The 17,458-nt window shown below is 70.4% G+C and carries 17 protein-coding genes and 1 pseudogene; 6 read left to right on the top strand and 12 right to left on the bottom strand.

The annotated features are described in order from the left end of the window. The first annotated feature begins 25 nt into the window (after positions 1-25). Both GEV07_02595 and fhuB read left to right on the top strand, forming a co-directional pair. Positions 26-982 (top strand): ABC transporter substrate-binding protein, encoded by a 957-nt coding sequence (locus GEV07_02595; protein MQA01652.1) that lies wholly within the window; start codon positions 26-28, stop codon positions 980-982. Beyond that, the gene (gene fhuB, locus GEV07_02590) at positions 979-3,057 is read left to right on the top strand and encodes a Fe(3+)-hydroxamate ABC transporter permease FhuB (GenBank protein ID MQA01651.1); all 2,079 of its coding nucleotides are present in this window, start codon (positions 979-981) and stop codon (positions 3,055-3,057) included. Before GEV07_02595 ends, fhuB begins: the two co-directional genes overlap by 4 nt. On the opposite strand, the gene GEV07_02585 is transcribed toward fhuB, so the two are convergent. The 4 genes from GEV07_02585 to pepN form a co-directional block, all read right to left on the bottom strand. Beyond that, positions 3,054-3,575, bottom strand: coding sequence for an OmpA family protein (locus GEV07_02585; protein ID MQA01650.1), 522 nt, complete (start codon positions 3,573-3,575; stop codon positions 3,054-3,056). The genes fhuB and GEV07_02585 overlap by 4 nt on opposite strands. Positions 3,576-3,577: 2 nt before the next feature. Beyond that, on the bottom strand, positions 3,578-3,766 hold the full coding sequence (locus tag GEV07_02580; GenBank protein MQA01649.1) for a hypothetical protein: 189 nt from the start codon (positions 3,764-3,766) through the stop codon (positions 3,578-3,580). 17 nt (positions 3,767-3,783) lie between these two features. Next, on the bottom strand, positions 3,784-4,158 hold the full coding sequence (locus GEV07_02575) for a hypothetical protein (protein ID MQA01648.1): 375 nt from the start codon (positions 4,156-4,158) through the stop codon (positions 3,784-3,786). 149 nt (positions 4,159-4,307) lie between these two features. Further along, a complete protein-coding gene (gene pepN, locus GEV07_02570) occupies positions 4,308-6,836 on the bottom strand; it encodes an aminopeptidase N (protein MQA01647.1) in 2,529 nt (842 codons plus the stop codon). A gap of 100 nt (positions 6,837-6,936) precedes the next feature. On the opposite strand from pepN, the gene GEV07_02565 reads away from it, so the two are divergent. Both GEV07_02565 and GEV07_02560 read left to right on the top strand, forming a co-directional pair. Continuing rightward, positions 6,937-7,608, top strand: a complete 672-nt coding sequence (locus tag GEV07_02565) for a disulfide bond formation protein DsbA (GenBank protein ID MQA01646.1) — start codon at positions 6,937-6,939, stop codon at positions 7,606-7,608. 89 nt (positions 7,609-7,697) lie between these two features. Next, positions 7,698-8,636 carry a Ppx/GppA family phosphatase gene (locus tag GEV07_02560; GenBank protein MQA01645.1) on the top strand — a complete coding sequence of 313 codons (939 nt, stop codon included), beginning with the start codon at positions 7,698-7,700 and terminating at the stop codon, positions 8,634-8,636. 108 nt (positions 8,637-8,744) lie between these two features. Here GEV07_02560 and GEV07_02555 read toward each other — a convergent pair whose 3' ends face one another. The 4 genes and pseudogenes from GEV07_02555 to GEV07_02540 all read right to left on the bottom strand — a co-directional run bounded on the left by GEV07_02555 (position 8,745) and on the right by GEV07_02540 (position 12,601). After that, a complete protein-coding gene (locus GEV07_02555; GenBank protein MQA01644.1) occupies positions 8,745-9,284 on the bottom strand; it encodes a hypothetical protein in 540 nt (179 codons plus the stop codon). A gap of 30 nt (positions 9,285-9,314) precedes the next feature. Next, positions 9,315-10,652: an MFS transporter gene (locus GEV07_02550; protein ID MQA01643.1), complete on the bottom strand. Its 1,338-nt coding sequence runs from the start codon at positions 10,650-10,652 to the stop codon at positions 9,315-9,317. Between the two features lie 24 nt (positions 10,653-10,676). Beyond that, the gene (locus tag GEV07_02545; protein ID MQA01642.1) at positions 10,677-11,645 is read right to left on the bottom strand and encodes an FAA hydrolase family protein; all 969 of its coding nucleotides are present in this window, start codon (positions 11,643-11,645) and stop codon (positions 10,677-10,679) included. 69 nt (positions 11,646-11,714) lie between these two features. Further along, a pseudogene (locus GEV07_02540) lies at positions 11,715-12,601 on the bottom strand (hypothetical protein). A 118-nt stretch (positions 12,602-12,719) separates the two neighbouring features. Here GEV07_02540 and GEV07_02535 point away from each other — a divergent pair. Continuing rightward, the gene (locus GEV07_02535) at positions 12,720-13,505 is read left to right on the top strand and encodes a helix-turn-helix domain-containing protein (protein MQA01641.1); all 786 of its coding nucleotides are present in this window, start codon (positions 12,720-12,722) and stop codon (positions 13,503-13,505) included. Here the strand turns inward: GEV07_02535 and GEV07_02530 are convergent. From GEV07_02530 to GEV07_02515, 4 genes are read right to left on the bottom strand one after another with little or no spacing between them, the layout of a single operon-like run. After that, entirely contained in the window at positions 13,502-14,386 is an 885-nt protein-coding gene (locus tag GEV07_02530) for an alpha/beta fold hydrolase (GenBank protein ID MQA01640.1), read from the bottom strand. The two genes, GEV07_02535 and GEV07_02530, sit on opposite strands and share 4 nt — an antisense overlap. Positions 14,387-14,400: 14 nt before the next feature. Continuing rightward, complete coding sequence (locus GEV07_02525; GenBank protein MQA01639.1) at positions 14,401-14,970, bottom strand: hypothetical protein; 570 nt, start codon at positions 14,968-14,970, stop codon at positions 14,401-14,403. Between the two features lies 1 nt (position 14,971). Continuing rightward, the gene (locus tag GEV07_02520; GenBank protein MQA01638.1) at positions 14,972-15,769 is read right to left on the bottom strand and encodes an SDR family oxidoreductase; all 798 of its coding nucleotides are present in this window, start codon (positions 15,767-15,769) and stop codon (positions 14,972-14,974) included. Between the two features lie 28 nt (positions 15,770-15,797). After that, positions 15,798-16,544, bottom strand: a complete 747-nt coding sequence (locus GEV07_02515; GenBank protein MQA01637.1) for an enoyl-CoA hydratase/isomerase family protein — start codon at positions 16,542-16,544, stop codon at positions 15,798-15,800. Between the two features lie 29 nt (positions 16,545-16,573). On the opposite strand from GEV07_02515, the gene GEV07_02510 reads away from it, so the two are divergent. Then, complete coding sequence (locus GEV07_02510; protein MQA01636.1) at positions 16,574-17,428, top strand: xanthine dehydrogenase family protein subunit M; 855 nt, start codon at positions 16,574-16,576, stop codon at positions 17,426-17,428. Positions 17,429-17,458 lie beyond the last annotated feature (30 nt).

The following is a 17,458-nucleotide window of genomic DNA, read 5'->3' as shown; positions in this document are numbered from 1 at the left end:
AAGCAACTCAATCGGAAGGACATCCGTGCGTCTGGTCAAGCTGCTCGCGCCTGCCCTCGTAGCGGCCCTCGTGCTGTCGATAGCGGGGTGCGGGACAACCGAGCCACCGAAGGAAGAAGGCGGGGGGAAGAAGGTCACGGTGACCGACAGCCGTGGCAAGCAGACCCTCGACGGTGTGGCTACTCGCGTCGTGGCACTGGAGTGGGCGCTCGTCGAGGACCTGCTCGCCGTCGGCGTGCAGCCCGTCGGTGTCGCCGACGTCAAGGGCTACAACACGTGGGTCTCCGCGGAGCCGGCACCGAAGTCGATCAAGGACGTTGGGCTGCGGCAGGAGGTCAGCATCGACTCGGTCGCCGAGCTGAACCCGGATCTCATCCTCGGCGACAGCACGAACACCTGCGGCAAGACGTTGAAGCAGTTCCAGAAAATCGCCGACACGTTGTGCTTCGACGGCACCGACCCGAAGGACAACTTCGGCTACATGCAGGACCAGTTCACGGCGATCGCCAAGTCCGTGGGCAAGGAGAAGGAAGCCGAGAAGCAGCTCGACGCCCTGGACGCGAAGATCGCCGACGGCAAGAAGAAGCTCGCTGCGGCGGGCATGTCAGGCAAGGAGTTCGCCGGCGCGCACGGCTGGACGGAGAAGGGCGCACCGGTGATCCGGATGTTCGGCAAGGGCTCGCTCGGCTCGGACATCGCCGAGCAGATGGGCATGAAGAACGGTTGGAAGGGCAAGACCGACGAATGGGGGTTGTCCACCACCGATGTCGAAGGCATGACGAAGATGGGTGACGTGCACCTCTTCTACATCGCGCCCGTCGACAACATCTTCAAGACCACGCTGCCGAAGAACCGGATCTGGCAGAACCTCACGTGCGTGGAGAAGAAGCAGGTGTACCAGCTGGACGGCGGCACCTGGCTGTTCGGTGGCCCGAGCTCCGCGAGCCAGTTCGTGGATGAGTTGGTCAAGGCGTACGCCTGAACGCCGTGACCGGGATCCGACGGAGCACTCCACCGGCTGCGCAGGAGCAGCGCCCCGCGCCGCGGTGGGGCAGGACCACGCTCGCCCTCGCGGGCGGCGTGGTCCTCGTCGGTGCCCTCGGCGTCGTGCACCTCACCCAGGGCACGTCGGCCGTCGGTCCCGGTGACCTCGCCGGCTTCCTCGTCGGGGACCTCGACCCGCACGTCGTCGACGTGCTGCTCGGGTCGCGGATCCCGCGGCTCGCCGCGGCGTTGACCATCGGTATCGCGCTCGGCGTCGCGGGTACGTTGCTGCAGTCGGTGTCGCGCAACAGCCTGGCGTCACCGGACACCATCGGCGTCAACGCCGGTGCGTTCTTCGCGGTGGTGGCCGTCACCGTGTTCGGTGGACCCGCGGCGACGTTCTCGACGGCCGCGGTTGCGTTCGCCGGCGGTCTGTTGGCCGCCGGCCTGGTGATCACGCTGTCGTCGGGTGCGGCGACCAGCCCCACCCGGCTGGTGCTCGCCGGGATGGCGGTCACGCTCGCGCTCGCCGCGGCCACCCAGGGGCTGCAGCTGATCGACCAGGAGTCCACGATCGGCCTGTACGCGTGGGGCGAGGGTTCGCTGGTGCAGATCGGTCTGGACGCGGTGGGCCAGATGGCGCCGATCATCGGGCTCTGCATCGTGGTCGCGCTGGCACTGGCGCGGTCGCTGGACATCATGGGGCTCGGCGACGACACGGCACGGGTGCTCGGCGTCAAGGTGCGCACCACCCGGCTGGTCAGCGTCGTGCTCGCCGTGCTGCTGACGGCGGCGGCCGTCACCGTCACCGGCCCGGTCGGTTTCGTCGGCCTGCTCGCGCCGACGATAGTCCGGCTGCTCGGCATCCACAGGCACCTCGGCCTGGTGCCCACCGCGGCCGTCGCCGGGTGCGTGGTGATCGTCGGCGCGGACGTGCTGACCCGGGCGATCTTCGGCGGCTTCGCCGGGGTGGACGTCCCCGCCGGCGTGATCACGTCGATGTTCGGTGCGCCGGCGCTGATCTGGCTGGCCAGGCGGTACCGCGACTCGGGCCCCACCAGGACCCCGCCGGCGGCCGGGCACCCGGCCGGTCGGCCGGCGTGGGTGTACCTGGTGATCCTCGCGGTCACCGTCGCGGTGACCGTGGGCGTCCTGGTGTGCAGCGTGCTCGCCGGTGACCGGTGGGTGCTGCTCGGCGACGTCGCGAACTGGCTGCGCGGCACAGCGAGCGGCGGCATCACGTACGTGCTCGAGACCCGGATCCCACGAGTCATCCTGGGCTTCGCGGCGGGCACCGCGCTCGCACTCGCAGGCACCGCCATCCAGGCGGTCGCGCGTAACCCGCTCGCCGAACCTGGCATCCTCGGTATCAGTGGCGGGGCCGGTGTCGGTGCGCTCGCGGTGATCGTGTTCGTGCCGTCCGTCGGCGCCGGGTTCGTGTCGCTGTTCGCCGTCATCGGTGGTGTGGCCGCGTTCGCGGCCGTCTACCTGCTCGCGTGGCGCAGCGGGCTCAACCCCGACCGGCTGGTGCTGGTCGGCGTGGGGATGTACGCGTTCACCACCGCAGTCATCACCATGCTCGTGCTGCAGCGGGAGTATGACCTCGGCCCGGCGCTCGTCTGGCTGTCCGGCAGCACGTACGGCAGGTCGCTCACCGACGCGGTGCCGCTCGTGATCGCCATCGCCGTAGTGGTCGTGCTCGCGGTGCTCGGCCACAGGTACCTCGACCTGCTTGCGCTCGACGACGACACCCCGCGGGTGCTCGGTGTGCGGCTGGAGCCGGTACGGCTGGCGATACTCGGGTCGGCCGTACTGGTGGCGGCGATGTCGGTGTCCGCCGTCGGCGTGATCGGTTTCGTCGGCCTGGTCGCGCCGCATGCGGCGCGCGCGGTTGTCGGTGGCAGGCACCGGCGGGTGCTGCCGGTCGCCGCGCTGTTCGGCGGCACCCTGGTCTGCTTCGCCGACACCGTCGGCCGCACGGTGATCGCACCCGCCCAGCTGCCGGCCGGCCTGCTGACCGCCGTGCTTGGCGCGCCGTACTTCCTCTGGCTGCTGTGGCGGTCGCGGGCCTAGCGCTTGGCGTAGCTGATGGTGACGCGGCGGTTCTTCTTCCGTCCGGCGGGGTTGTCCTTGCCCGCCTTCTCGTTCGCCGCGACCGGGTCCTTCTCGCCGTGGCCGCGGGCGCTGTAGCCGATGCCGTCGGTCTTGCCGGCGAGGTAGGCGCGGACGGCTCTGGCCCGCTTCGTGGACAGCCGCTGGTTGTACGCGGTCGCGCCGACCGAGTCGGTGTGACCGGTGACGGCGGCCGTGCGCGCACCGTCCGCGTCGAGCTTGCCGGCGACGTCGTCGAGTACGACCTTCGCGTCCGGGGTGAGCTTCGCGCTGCCGAAGGCGAACAACACGTCGGCGTCGACGGTGTAGGTGTTCTTCTCCTTCTTCGGCGTGATGTCCACGATCCGCGGCTCGAGCTCGACGACCCGCGGCTTCAGCTCTACGACCCGGGGTGCCGGCGCTGCCGCCGCGGGCGAGCTGCCGACGAGCACTGCGGTGGCTGCGGTCGCCACGGTGAGCAGCCGGGTGGCCTGGCGCATGCTCAGCCCTCGATCTTCTGGTCGGGCAGCGCCGCGACGCCTGCCTGTACGGTGACCGTCTGCACGTCGGCCGGCGGTGCCGCCACCTGGGTCATGAAGTACTGCCGCTCGTCGGATGCGTAGTCCTGGCGGGCGCCGATGCGGTACACGCTGCAGCACAGGCGCTGCTCGTTGTTGACGTCACCGGGCACGAAGGCCCGGTAGTCCTTCAGGTGCTCCGCGTGGTCAGCGAGATGTTGCTGGCCTGCCACTCGACTGCACCGGGGCTCTCGTCGAGGTTCCTGTGCGCGTCGTGACGCTCGACGTCTTCGTCGCCGGTGTTGTGCATGGCGAACACGACGTTGACCGTCTTGCCGGAGCGCTGCAGCGCGTACAGCTCGAACTCCACGCCGGGGGTGTCCGTCTTCGAGGTCGCCACCGGCTCGTCGGGTACGTCGACCTCGACCGGGCTGGTGCCCTTCGCGGACAGGTCGAAGCTCATCGAGCGCTTCGCGTCGGTCGTGTCGTCGTCCTGGCCCTTCTCGGCGTCGGACGAGAAGTTCGGCATGCAGCCGGAGATGCCCAGCGCCGCGATCGTCGCCATGGCGACTGCGCCAATCGTGACCGCCCGGGAGCGGAAACCTGTGCCTTGCCGTGCCATCGCCGGTGCCCTTCGCGTCGGGTCGGCGGGACGGAGCGTCCCGTCACAGTGCTCCGATGCACCGGCCGCCTGGTTGGTTGTCGGCCGCCCCGCTACGACGCCTCGGCGTCGCGGGCCCGAGCACGCAAGGCGCGCTCGATCGTGTCGCGGCCCTCGAGCAGCGAGCGGCGCAGGGCCGGGATCGGCTCCCGTTCGTCGAGGTAGCGGTTGGTCTTCTCGACGGTCGCCGGCGAGATCACCAGGCGCGGGTACAGGTACTCGGTGATCTGCTGCGCCATGATCCCCGACCTGGTCTCCCAGATGCCCGCGACGGCGTCGAGGAACCGGTCGACGTACGGCTCGACCAGCTCGACCTGGGTGGCCTGCTGGAACCCGTTGAGCACCGCGCGCTGTGTCGCGTTCGGCAGCTCGTCGCGTTCCACGACCGACGCCCAGGCGGCCTTCTTCGCCGCCGCCGTGGGGATGGCGGCCCGGCAGCCTGCGGCGTGCTGCTCGCCGGCCGCTGTGCGGTCCCTGGCCAGCTCGGCGTCGATGGCGTCGGCACCACGACGGCCCGCCGCGACGGTCTTCTCCAGCAGGTGCCAGCGCAGCTCGGTGTCCACCGCGAGGCCGGGCAGCTCGACGGTGCCGTCGAGCAGACCCTCCACGGTGTCGAGCTGCTCGCCGGTGGCGGCCATGGTCGCCAGCGCCTTGACGAACGCCAGCTGGCTGTCGCTGCCCGGGGCGGCCTGGCGGGCCAGCTCGTGCAGCACGTCGGCCGCCCACTCCCTGCCGGCGTCGCGCCAGGACGGGTCGGCGTACGAGTGGACCGCCACGGCGGTGGTGGCCAGCAGCAGCTCGACGACGGAGATGTCGTCGATGCCGCCGATGTTGCCGAGCACCAGCCGGACGTACTCGCGTGCCGGCAGCTCGCCGTCGCGGCACATGTCCCATGCGGCCGCCCACACCAGCGCGCGGGGCAGCGACTCGGTGAGCTGGTCGGCGTGCGCGATCAGCGTGGCAAGCGAGTGGTCGTCGAAGCGGACCTTCGCGTAGGCCAGGTCTTCGTCGTTCAGCAGCACCAGGTCGGGCCGGCGTTCGCCGACCAGCTCGGGCACGGCGGTGTCGGCGCCGGTGACGTCCAGCTCCACCCGCCGGCGCCGGGCGAACCCCGCGTCGGTGCGGTCGTACAGCCCGATGGCGAGCCGGTGCGGGCGCAGCGTCGGGAGCTCCGCGGTGGCCTCCTGCCGGACGCTGAAGGCGGTGAACGTGCCGTTGTCGTCGACCTCGACGATCGGCCGTAGCGTGTTGATGCCCGCGGTCTCCAGCCACTCCTTCGACCAGGCGACCAGGTCGCGGCCTGACGTCTCCTCCAGCGCGGTGAGCAGGTCGGCCAGCGAGATGTTGCCCCAGGCGTGCCGCTTGAAGTACTGGCGCAGGCCGGCGAAGAACTCCTCCTGGCCGACGTACGCGACGAGCTGCTTCAGCACCGACGCGCCCTTGGCGTACGTGATGCCGTCGAAGTTCGTCATCACCGTGATCAGGTCGCCGGCGTCGGCGGAGATCGGGTGGGTGGTCGGCAGCTGGTCCTGCCGGTACGCCCAGCCCTTCATCTGGGTGGCGAACGAGGTCCACATCGCGGTGAACCTGGTGGCCTCGGAGCCGGCCAGCGTGCTCGCGTAGGTGGCGAACGACTCGTTCAGCCACAGGTCGTCCCACCAGCGCATGGTGACGAGGTCGCCGAACCACATGTGCGCCATCTCGTGCAGGATGGTGTTCGCGCGCTGCTCCCGCGCGGCCTCCGTGACCCGGGACCTGAAGACGTAGTTCTCCACGTACGTGATGCAGCCCGCGTTCTCCATCGCGCCCATGTTGTACTCGGGCACGAACAGCTGGTCGTACTTGTCGAACGGGTAGCGGTAGTCGAACGCGCGCTGGAAGAAGTCGAAGCCCTGCTTGGTGATCTCGAACAGCTCGTCCGGGTCGAGGTACTCGGCCAGCGACTGCCGGCAGTACCAGCCGAGCGGGATGCCGTCGTGCTCGTCGTGCACGTGGGAGTAGTGGCCGGCGACCAGCGCGGTGATGTACGTGGAGATCGGCTCGGTCGGCGGGAAGTGCCAGCGCTCCTTGCCGTCCCCGGTCGGCTCACCGGCGACGTCGGGTGCGGTGTTGGAGACCGCCACCCAGCCCGCGGGCGCGGTGACGGACAGCTCGAACGTCGCCTTCAGGTCGGGCTGGTCGAAGCAGGTGTACATCCGCCTGGCGTCCGGCGTCTCGAACTGCGTGTACAGGTACACGCGGTCGTCGACCGGGTCGACGAACCGGTGCAGGCCCTCGCCGGTGCGGGAGTACGCGCAGTCGGCGACCACCGTCAGCTCGTTGTGCTCGGCCAGGTCGGGGAGGTCGATGCGCATGCCGTCGAACCCGTCGACGGGCAGCGACGTGCCGTTCAGGGTGATCTCGCGTATCGCGGGCGCACACAGGTCGATGAAGGTGGCGGCACCGGGCTCGCGGCAGGTGAAGGTCACGGTCGTCGTCGAGACGAAGCGCTCGTCGCCGGTAGTGAGGTCGAGATCGACCCGGTACGACGCGACGTCGAGCAGGTGGGCCCGCTCCCGCGCGTCGGCGCGGGTCAGGTTGATGACTGACACTGCGGCCTTCCCTTCGACTGGTCACACCGACTCCGGCATCCTGCCACGGGAACACGACAGACCTCGAAGAGGTTGTCGCATCCATGGACGTATGTACGAAGAGTGCCCGTACGAGGAGGCCCTTGTGACTGCCACGGCAGAATCCACCGTCGTCGACATGTGGTTCGACCCGCTGTGCCCATGGGCGTGGCTCACCTCCCGCTGGCTGCTCGAGGTCGAGCAGGTGCGAAACACAACCACCAACTGGCACGTGATGAGCCTGTCCGTCCTGAACGAGGACAAGGAAGGCCTGTCGGACGACTACCGGGAGCTGCTGAGCAAGGGCTGGGGCCCGGTGCGGGTGTGCATCGCCGCCGAGCAACAGCACGGCTCCGAGGTGCTCGGCCCGCTGTACACGGCGATCGGCACCCGGGTCCACTACGACCGCAGGGAGCTGGACAAGACCGTGCTCACCGAGGCACTGGCCGAGGTGGGGCTGCCGGAGTCGCTGCTGGCCGCGTACGACGACGCCGGGTACGACGACGCGGTGCGCAAGTCGCACCAGGAGGGCATCGACCTGGTCGGCCAGGAGGTCGGCACCCCGGTGATCAAGGTGGGGGAGACGGCGTTCTTCGGTCCGGTCGTCACGCCGGCACCCCGCGGCGAGGCCGCGGCCAAGCTGTGGGACGGCGTGCTGCTCGTCGCCGGCACCGACGGGTTCTACGAGCTGAAGCGCACCAGGGACCGCAAACCGATCTTCTGGACCGACGAGGAACAGCAGTAGCCGGCCGCTTCCGTAGCGGGGCCGTCCGGTCACCGTGAGCGACGCAAGGTAGGGCAGAGCAGCCCAGGTACGCCCTAGACTCGGGTGCCATGCGACTGGGCGTACTGGATGTGGGCTCGAACACCGTCCACCTGCTCGTCGTGGACGCGCACCCGGGCGCACGGCCGCTCCCGGCCTGGTCGCACAAGACCCGGCTGCAGCTCGGGGCGCATCTCGACGGGGCCGGCCGGATCGACGCGGCCGGTGAGCGGGCGCTGCGTACCACGGTGACGGAGGCGCTCGACGTCGCCGCCGACCGGGGGTGCGAGGACGTCCTGGCGTTCGCGACGAGCGCGATCAGGGAGGCCAGCAACGGCGGCGAGCTGCTCGACCGGGTGCGTACGGCGTGCGAGGTCGACCTGCAGGTGCTGCCGGGCGACGACGAGGCGCGGCTGACCTTCCTCGCCGTGCGGCGGTGGTTCGGCTGGTCGAGCGGCCGGCTGCTGGTCGTCGACGTGGGCGGCGGGTCGCTCGAGCTCGCGGTCGGCATCGACGAGGAGCCGGACGTCGCGACCAGCCTGCCGCTCGGCGCACACCGGCTGACCAGGGACTGGGTCGCAGGCAACCCGCCGACGGCGGACGAGGTGAAGGCTCTGCGCACGTACGTGCGTTCGCAGGTGGCCACCGTGGTGCGCGACCTGGTGAAGGTCGGCGACCCCGACCTCGTCGTCGGCACCAGTAAGACGATGCGGTCGCTGGCCAGGGTCTGCGGTGCCGCGCCGAGCTCCGCCGGCCAGTACGAGCACCGCTGGCTGCGCCGCGAGACGCTGCTCGAGTGGTTGCCGCGGCTGGCGGAGATGACCACGGACGAGCTCGCCGAGCTGCCCGGCGTCTCGGCCAGCCGCGCCCCGCAGCTACTGGCCGGCGCTATCGTCACCGACGCCGTAATGGACCTGCTGGCCGCCGAGTCCCTGGCGATCTGCCCCTGGGCCCTGCGAGAGGGCGTCATCCTCCGCCGCATCGACTGGCTGACCGACAACTTCCACTGACCGTGGCCGCGCACTGCAGCACGCGCTGTCGCCAGGCGCCGAGATAGGTGCCCCGTTCCGCCGTGGTGACTGGTGGCGATGCGTACGCCACGAATGGCTCGATCGTGGTCAGGCCCAGGTACTCGACGACGCAGCGTTGAGTCGGCCAGAGCACCTGCTCGATCGTGCCGTCGGCGGAGAACCGGTGGCGAGTGCCTCCCGTGCTGACGCCCAACAGCCCGGCAGCGCCGCGGAAGTAACCGGTCTCGTAGCGCATCCCGTCCTCGTACGCGAAGCCGTACGCGAGAACGCGTTCGAACCATCCCTTGAGGATGGCCGGAGGTCCGCCCCACCAGAGGGGAAAACGAAGATGATGACCTGTGCCCGGGCGATGCGCTGCTGTTCCCGGACGATCTCCGCGGCGAAGCCGTGGTTGACCGAGGCGTGAGCCTGCTCTGTCTGGTAATGGAACCGCGCAGGATCCGCGACGCTGGTGAAGTCGCGACGGCCCGCGACCGGGTCGAATCCTTCACCGTAGAGATCCGAGACGTCGACGCCATGGCCGGCCTCGGTCAGTGCCGTCACGGCAGCGTCCTTCAACGCAGCCGTGAACGACGTGGGTTCTGGGTGTGCGTAGACGATCAAGGCGTGCACTCGGGAACCTTCCACGACCTCGCCGACACCGAGGCGGTCGGCGTCCTACCGGGTCGGCTCGGCGGTTTCGACGTCGGCCCGGTTGGTTGGGGACAAGTCGATGCCGGAGGTCTCCGGTAGCGCCAGCACGGCGACGAAGCAGACGACACCGACCAGCGCCATGAGCCCGGCGGTCAGCCATGGTGCTCCACCTGCGGCGGCGGTGAGCGAGATCGCGATCACCGGGGCAGGGGCGGTGAGTGCGGCCGTGCTGAGCTCGCGCGACAGCGCCACCCCGGAATAGCGGTACCGCGAGTCGAACAGTTCGGCCAGGAACGCGGCCTGCGCTCCGGTCACCGCGAACGCCACCGGTCCCATCAGTAGAGCCTGGGCCGCCCAAGTGGCCGGTGGCTGCCCGGTCGAGAGCAGCCAGAAATACGGGACGGCGACGAGAGCGGTCAAGGCGGCCAAGGTGAGGTACACCGGACGACGACCGAAGCGGTCGCTCGCCCAGCCGGCCGTCGGAACGCTCACCAAAGCGACGGCGCTGCCGAGGAGGATGCCGATCAGTGCGTCGGTGTCCGAGAGACCCCGCTTGACGCTGTACGTGATGCTGTACGTCAACGCCACGTAGGCGTTGAACGCGATCGGCGTGGTCAGGAGTACGGCGAGGAACAACCGCAGCGGCATCTCCTTGAGTACGGTCAATACCGGCAGTTTGCGCACCGCCTTGCGCTGCGCGAGCTCGGTGAACACGGGAGTCTCTGTGACCTGCAGCCGCAGGTACATGCCCACCCCGATCAACGCGAAGCTGACGAGGAACGGGATCCGCCAGCCCCAGCTGTAGAGGGCGGCTTCGGGCAGCGTGAAGACCACTGCGGCGACCGCCGCCGACAGCAGCACACCGCCGTAGATGCCGGTACCGGGGATCGACGTCCACAGTCCGCGGCGATTGCGCGGGGCGAGCTCAGCCACCATGACGAACGCGCCGGCGTACTCGGCGCCGGCGCCCAGGCCCTGGGCCAGGCGCAGCAGCGTGAGCAGCAGAGGTGCGGCCAGTCCTGCTGCGGCGTAGGTCGGCAACACGCCGATGGCCGTGGTGGCCACACCCATCAGCATCAAGGTCGCGATGAGGGCGCGTTTGCGTCCGTACCGATCGCCGATGTGGCCGAAGATCACGGCGCCGAGCGGGCGGGCCAGGTAGCCGACGCCGAACGTGGCGAAAGCGGCGAGTGTCCCGGCGGTCTCACTGACCTGGGGGAAGAACAGCGGCCCGAGCACCAACGCGGCGGCTTGGGCATAGATGAACAGGTCGTACCATTCGAGCACCGTGCCCACGAGCATGCCGGGCAGCATGCGGCGGGAGTCTTGCCAACTGGGGGCGGTGGATGCGTTGTGCGACATGGCTCCTCCTCGGCGTCGTTGCCCTCAGGTGGTCCGGCGGATCGGGTTGGTCAACGCGCCGATGCCTTCGATCTGGATGGTGCGCTCTGCCCCGTTCCGAGCCTGGTAGTCGAGCTCGCGCAGCCGGTACTTGCCGCGGGCGGCGCTGCCGATGTGAAGGATGTCGCCGGGGTGCAAGGTGAAGTACGTGCTGGCGTGTGCGACCACCTCGGCGGCGGAGAACATCAGGTTGCCGGTGTTGTCCTCGGTGCACAGTTCGCCGTCGATGGTCAGTGACACCGCCAGGTCGTTCGGCGCGCCAAGCTCGTCGGCTGTGACGATCCACGGTCCGCAGGGGGCGAACGTGTCGGTGCCCTTGGACCGGGCGTGGTAGGTCAGCTGGAGATCGCCGTGCTCGAACCCGATCGGCGCGGCCGCGCCACTGCTGCTGGCACCGTCGAGTCCGCTCGCCTGGGAGCGGGGGATGACCACGGTGTCACCGGCCTTCAGCGTCGGTGAGGTGATGTCGTCGACGATGGTGTAGCCGAACACGGCATCCAAGGCGTCGGCGGCGTCGATGTCCTTGACCCGCTTGCCGATGACCACACCCAGCTCAGGCTCCGGATGGGTGAGGCCGTAGTCGATACGCAACTCCACTGGTTGCCGGTGACCGATCAGCGCCGACGGCGGGTAGCAGAACAGTGCGGGATGGGCCGACGGCATCACGGCCAGTGCGGCCAGGGTCTTGTTGTTCAGCGCGACCCCGAGCATCTTCGACGGTCGCGGTACCGGTGGCAGCCAGCGGCCTTGCACGTCGAGTGCGTCGACGCTCTCCGAGCCGCCGCTTCGAGTGCCCGGAAGGCGTGGTGCCAGCTCGGCCCAAGCGGTGATCACCTCGACCATGTCGGTCGGTGCGGCCGAGCCGAGTAGGTCACCGAGTGCGCTGACGGTCTGGTCGGCGTGCACGATTCCGACCTGGGCGCGGTCGCCGCTAGTGTACGAGGCCAGTCTCATCGCAAAGCTTCCAATCGTCGTCGAGTGGGCGGCTCGGCCAGGACGGCCGAAGGTGGCCGGCCTACGGCGTCAGGTGTCCAGGTCGAGCAGGCGGCCGGGGTTGTCGACCACCATGCGGCGTACGTCCTTCGCGTCCACGCCGGCGGCGAGCAGGTGCTCGGCCACGGTGAGGAACCCGTCGACGGGCCTCGGCATCGTGGCCTGCCCGAGGTCCGACGCCAGCACCACGTGCTCAGGCCCGAGGGCATCGATCCAGCCCAGCAGCTGGTCGATCTTCCACCCAAGTGCGTCGGGGTGGTACATGAGCATCTCGTGCTCGATGACGGCGCCGAGCGCGATCAGCTCCCGGCAACGGTCGACGTCGGCGTCGACGACGAAGTCGGGATGGCTGAGCACGAGCTTGTCGATGCCGCGCTCGTGCGCGGCGGTGAACAGCTGCAGGATGTCGTCGGGGTGGCCGTGGCCAGCGTTCAGCACGGCGCCGGCGGCGTGGATGTGATCCAGCACCTGGTGTACCGCCGGAAACAGTTCGCCGCGCTCGTCGGTGATGTCCACGCGGGTGGTGGTCAGTTCTACGGTGGGCGTCGGGAAACCGGCGTGCTCGGGATGGCAGTCGATGTGCCGGCCGGAGCAGTTGGTGGGGAACCAGACCACCTTCCCGCCGAGGTTCAGGCACATCTGCACCGCGTCGGGGTTGATACCGCCGACCCAGGTGTTGAGCGCTATCCCGCCGAACACCTGCGCTGTCACGTCGCCCAGCCGGGGGCGCATGGCCAGCACGTCCATCACCGTGGAGTGGTGGTGGGACTTGGCGACCATCGCCCGCATCCCGATTCTGGCGCCGTCGGCCGCGGCGTCGGCGTGGTCGAAGCGGCGCGGGAACGGGCTGGGGCCGAGTGGCAGTGCATGTCTACCAGGCCGTCCAGGACTGCGGTGAGAGCAGGAGTGGCGGGCATGTCACCTCCAGAAACTGTTCGTATGTCACACTTAATATTCACGATACGACTTGTAAAGAGGTGAAGTGGCGACTCTTCTGATCGATGAGCTAGATTGTGACCGTTATGCGGTGAGAGGATTCGTATCGTGAAACACGACAGTGCAGGCGACGGTGCGGGTGGCGAGATCCAGGCCGTGAGCCGAGCCGCGGACGTGCTGCGGCTGTTCGGGCCCGAGACCCAGGAACTGACCGCGGCGGAAGCGGCCGAGCGGCTGGGCATGAACCGCACTACGGCGTACCGGTACTGCACGTCGCTGGTCGCCGCCGGGCTGCTCGAGCGCGGGCACAGGAACGGCTCGTTCCTTCCCGGTGCGTTGTTGTTGCAGCTGGGAGTGTTCGCGCTCGGCCGCCGCCGCGTGATGGACCTGGCTCCTGCGCACATGCGGCAGCTCTGCGCGAGTGCCGAACACACGGTGGCGCTGAGCCTGTGGGGAGGCACGGGCGCGGTGGTGGCGCGGGTCGAGGAAGACCCCGGTGTGGTGGTCGTGACCGTACGGGTGGGCACTCAGCTGCCGCTGGCCGCGGCGCAGAGCAAGCTGTTCCTGGCCTGGCACCCCGACCAGCTGACGGTCTCCCGACTACTCGCCACCTTGCCGGCGGCCGCCCGTTCCGACCTGGACGCGCAGGTGGCGAAGGCACGGCAGGACGGGTACACGGTGAACACCGACGTGCACCCGGGGATGCTGGCGATCGCCGCACCGGTCTTCGACGAGTACGGCATCTGCGCCACGCTGGCCCTGTTGGGTACCGCCGCGAGCATGAGCGCCGCCTCGGACTCGCCCCAGGTGCAACAGCTCGAGAAGACAGCGCGGGCGCTGTCCGCCGAGCTCGGTTGGGCCAGGAGAGAGCCGGAAGCTGACTAGGTGCGGGCGCCGGTGGTAGAAGCGCTCAGGGAGCGCGGGTCGCGGGCGGGCCACTTGTCGTGTTCTACGGCGGTGAGGAAGCGTTCGAGTAGCTGGTTGAACAGGGCCGGCTCCTCCAGGTTGGTGACGTGGCCGGACTTCGGCAGCACGGCCAGGCCGCACCTGGGGATGGTGCGCTTGAGCATCAGGTCGGTCTCCAGTACGCCGTCGTCCTCGTCGCCGGCTATCACTAGGACCGGTGGTTGGCAGGCGGCCAGCTCGGCGTGCAGGTCGAACAGGGACGGGCGGCGCATCTGCACCCCGCGCATGGTGAGCGCCGCGCCCAGCGGGTGGTGCTCGGCGAGCACCTGGACGTGCTCGGCGTGGCCCGCCGGGTCCTTGGCCTCGTACTGCACGCGCGCCGGGCCGAAGCCGTACCACTGCGACACCGACTGCGAGCCCTCCCGGTCGAACGCCGCGGCGATCTTCTCCGACTCCGCGCGGAACCCGTCCGCCTTCTCCGGCGGCGCGCCGTACCCGCAGCCGGCGACCACCGAGCCGAGCGTGCGCTCCGGGTGCCGCAGCGCGAAGTGCAGCGCGGCGAACCCGCCCATCGAGTTGCCGACCACGAACGCCCGCTCCACGCCGGCGGCGTCCAGCACCGCCGCCACGTCCGCGACGGCGCGTGCCTGGTCGTACGCCGCCGGGTCGGTGGGCACGTCGGACGGCGGGAAGCCGCGGGCGGCCGGCGTCAGGCAGCGGTAGTGCCTGGCGAGGTGCCGCACCTGCGGCTGCCAGGAGCGGTGGTCGCCGGCGAACTCGTGCAGGAAGACGATCGGCACTCCGCTGCCGGTGTCCTCGTAGTAGAGGCGGACCCGGTCGTCGGTCTCGGCGTACGGCATGGCTCTCCTCGTGGTCAGCTGCGGTGACGTCGGCGGAGTACGGCGCCCACACCGACCCCCACCACGGCGGCGCCGGCGGCCGCGAGCGCGACGGTACGGGCGTGCCGCCGCAGCCCCGGCCGCTGCGCCTGCGCCGGTGCGGTCGCGGTAAGGCCGGCGGCGAGCGTCTCGGCGAACTCGGTCACCAGCTCGGTGCCGACGCCGGTGAGCTCGCCCTGGCCGAAGACGGCCGCCTTGCCGCGGACGTCGAGGTTGGCGTCGACGTCCACCACGGTGCCGCCGTCGTGGGTGCGCACGCGGGTGGTGAGGTACGCGTCCGCGTCGCCGTTGCCGTCCCGCTCCCGGCCCCGTGCCCGCACGGTGAGGCAGTGCTGGTCGTCGTCCGCGGTCAGCAGCCGGGCCCACCCGTCGTACGCGAGCGGCAGCCGGCCCACCCGCACCTCGAACCGGCAGGTGACGCCGTCCGCCGACCGCGCCACCTCGTACACGCCGGGCAGGCACCGCACCGCCTGTTCGACGTCGCGCAGCGCGGCGAACACCTCCGGCGTGGGCCGGTCGATCCGAACCGAGTGCGACAGGTGCACGTCAGCGCTCCATCAGCGGCTTGCGCTGGGCGCCGTCGATCGGAATGTGCGCACCGTGCACGCTGCGGGCGAGGTCGGAGGCGAGGAACGCCACCAGCGCGGCGACCTCCTCCGGCCGGGTGATCTTGCCCAGCGGGATCGACAGCTCGGCGCGGCGGCGGGCCTCCGCCTGGTCGACGCCCATGTCGCGGGCGAACGCCTTCTCCAGGCCGTCCCAGCGGTCGGTGTCGACCGGGCCAGGGTTCACGGTGTTGACCCGCACACCCTTCGGCCCGTACTGGTCGGCGATGGACGAGGCGAAGTTCAGGTCCGCCGCGTTCGCGGCGCCTGCGGTCATCTCCCAGAAGCTCGGCTTGAGCCCGTCGTTGCCGACGACCAGGACGATGCTCCCGCTGCCCTGCGCGACCATGTTCGGCACCACGTGCCGAACCGTGCGGACGTAGCCGAGGAACTTGAGGTTCAGGCTCGACAGCCACTGTTCCTCGGTGAGCTCTTCGAGCAGGCCGCCGGGGGAGCTGCCGGCACACGGCACGAGGATGTCGATCCGGCCGAGCTCGTCGAGTGCCGAACGGACACAGCGCTGCACGTCAGCATCCTGGCCCATATCGCCGGCGACCGCGAGCACCTTGCCCCCGGTGGCGTCGCGGATCTCGGCCGCGGTCTTCTCCAGGTCGTCCTGGCCGCGGGCAGTGATGGCCACGTCGCAGCCCTCGCCGGCCAGCCGGCTCGCCACCTCGCGGCCGATTCCCTTGCTGGCGCCGGTCACGAAGGCGACCTTGCCGGTGAGGTTGAGATCCATCCGTTCACTCCTTTGACGTGCTCGGCTGTCAGCGGACGTGCTTGCTCTCCTTGGACGCCTGGGCCGCGGTCGGCGCGCGCCCTGACCAGCCGCCGTTACCGTCCCGTTCGGCGGCGAGCTGGTCGAGCAGGTGTGGCCTGGTGGTGAGCTGCTTGACCCGCGCGAGCGCCGCGGGGTCCATCTGGTCGAGCGCGGCGGCGAGGTCGGCGGCGCGCTGCCACGGTTCGGCGTCGAGGCGGGCGACGAACCCGCACTGCGCGGCCTCCTCGGCGTCCAGCCAGCGGCCGGTGAGGGTGAGGTCGAGTGCCCGCGACCGGCCCACCAGGTCGGGCAGGATCCAGGTGCCGACCGCAAGGCCGTGCCCGGGTCCGACCCACCGCCACCGCGCCGCAGGCGACGCGATCCGTACGTCCGCCGCGGCCGTCAGCTGCGCGCCGCCGCCGACGGCGGCGCCCTCGACGACCGCGACGACGACGCCCGGCCTGGTGACGAGCTGCTCGTAACAGGTGTAGAGCAGGTCGCTGATCTGCCTGCGTTCGTCGTCGGGCGCGCTGAGGTCGGCGCCGGCGCTGAAGATGTCCGGTGTGGTGCTGCCGAGCAGGAGGGTGGCGTGCGGGTCGCGGTCGAGCTCCTCGTGCAGCCGGCGCACGGTCGCTAGCGTGAGGGCGTTGCGCACGGCAGGTGCGTCGAGCCGTAGCTGCAGCTGCCCGGCGTCGGTCCGGTCAACCCGAAGTTCGCTCACGCTGTGCTCCGTTCGACTCTTGCGATATGGTATACCACAGCGCGAAAGTGAGGTGGCTGGCGGTGAAACCGGCCGCGTTCGAGTACCACAGGGCCTTCACGCCCGCGGAGGTCGTCGAGCTGTTGACCGAGCTGGGCGACGAGGCGAAGGTGCTGGCCGGCGGGCTGTCGCTCGCGCCCATGATGAACTTCAGGTTCGCGCAGCCGGCCGCGCTCGTGGACGTCAACACGGTCGCCGGGCTCGACTACGTCCGCCGCGAGGGCGACGCGTTGTGCGTGGGCGCCCTCACCCGGCACCGCACGGTAGAGACCACCACCGCGCCCGAGGTCCAGGACGGGTTCGTGGCGCTGCCACGTGCCGCGCGGTGGATCGGGCACTACCCGATCCGCACGAGGGGCACGGTAGGCGGCAGCATCGCGCACGCCGACCCCACCGCCGAGTGGTGCCTGTTGGCCCGGCTGTACGACGCCGACGTGGTCGTCCGCGGCGCGCACGGCAGCAGGCAGGTGCCGAGCGCGCAGTGGTTCACCGGGTTCCTCAGCACGGCCGCGGAACCCAACGAGCTGGTGGTGGAGGTCAGGTTCCCGCGACCGCGGGGGCACGCGGCGCTCACCGAGTACGCGCGCCGCCGCGGTGACTTCGCCATCGTCGCCGCGGCCGCGGCCTTCGACGTGGTGGACGGGCGCTGCCGCGACGTCGCCGTCGTGCTCGGGGGTGTCGCCGGCGTCCCGCTGCGGGTGCCCGAGGCGGAGGCCGTCGTGGAGGGGAGTGAGCCGACCGCGGCCACCTGGGCCGAGGCGGCCCGCGTCGCGGCTTCGGTCGTCGACCCGGCCGCCGACGTGCACGGGGACGCGGACTACCGCAGGCACCTCGTCGACACCCTGACGCAGCGCGCGTTCGCCGAGGCGTACGCGTGACCCGGTGGGTGGGCAACCGGCTGCCCAGGC

The sequence above is a fragment of the Streptosporangiales bacterium genome (genome assembly GCA_009379825.1).
Classification (GTDB): Bacteria; Actinomycetota; Actinomycetes; order Streptosporangiales; family WHST01; genus WHST01.
This window is presented reverse-complemented; position numbering and strand designations above follow the sequence as displayed.

Bases quoted from the DNA above. Each gene is read 5' to 3' on its own strand.
- GEV07_02585 (MQA01650.1), bottom strand. From the start codon at position 3,575: ATGCGCCAGGCCACCCGGCTGCTCACCGTGGCGACCGCAGCCACCGCA.
- GEV07_02575 (MQA01648.1), bottom strand. From the start codon at position 4,158: ATGGCGACGATCGCGGCGCTGGGCATCTCCGGCTGCATGCCGAACTTC.
- GEV07_02565 (MQA01646.1), top strand. From the start codon at position 6,937: ATGTACGAAGAGTGCCCGTACGAGGAGGCCCTTGTGACTGCCACGGCA.
- GEV07_02560 (MQA01645.1), top strand. From the start codon at position 7,698: ATGCGACTGGGCGTACTGGATGTGGGCTCGAACACCGTCCACCTGCTC.
- GEV07_02550 (MQA01643.1), bottom strand. From the start codon at position 10,652: ATGTCGCACAACGCATCCACCGCCCCCAGTTGGCAAGACTCCCGCCGC.
- GEV07_02545 (MQA01642.1), bottom strand. From the start codon at position 11,645: ATGAGACTGGCCTCGTACACTAGCGGCGACCGCGCCCAGGTCGGAATC.
- GEV07_02530 (MQA01640.1), bottom strand. From the start codon at position 14,386: ATGCCGTACGCCGAGACCGACGACCGGGTCCGCCTCTACTACGAGGAC.
- GEV07_02520 (MQA01638.1), bottom strand. From the start codon at position 15,769: ATGGATCTCAACCTCACCGGCAAGGTCGCCTTCGTGACCGGCGCCAGC.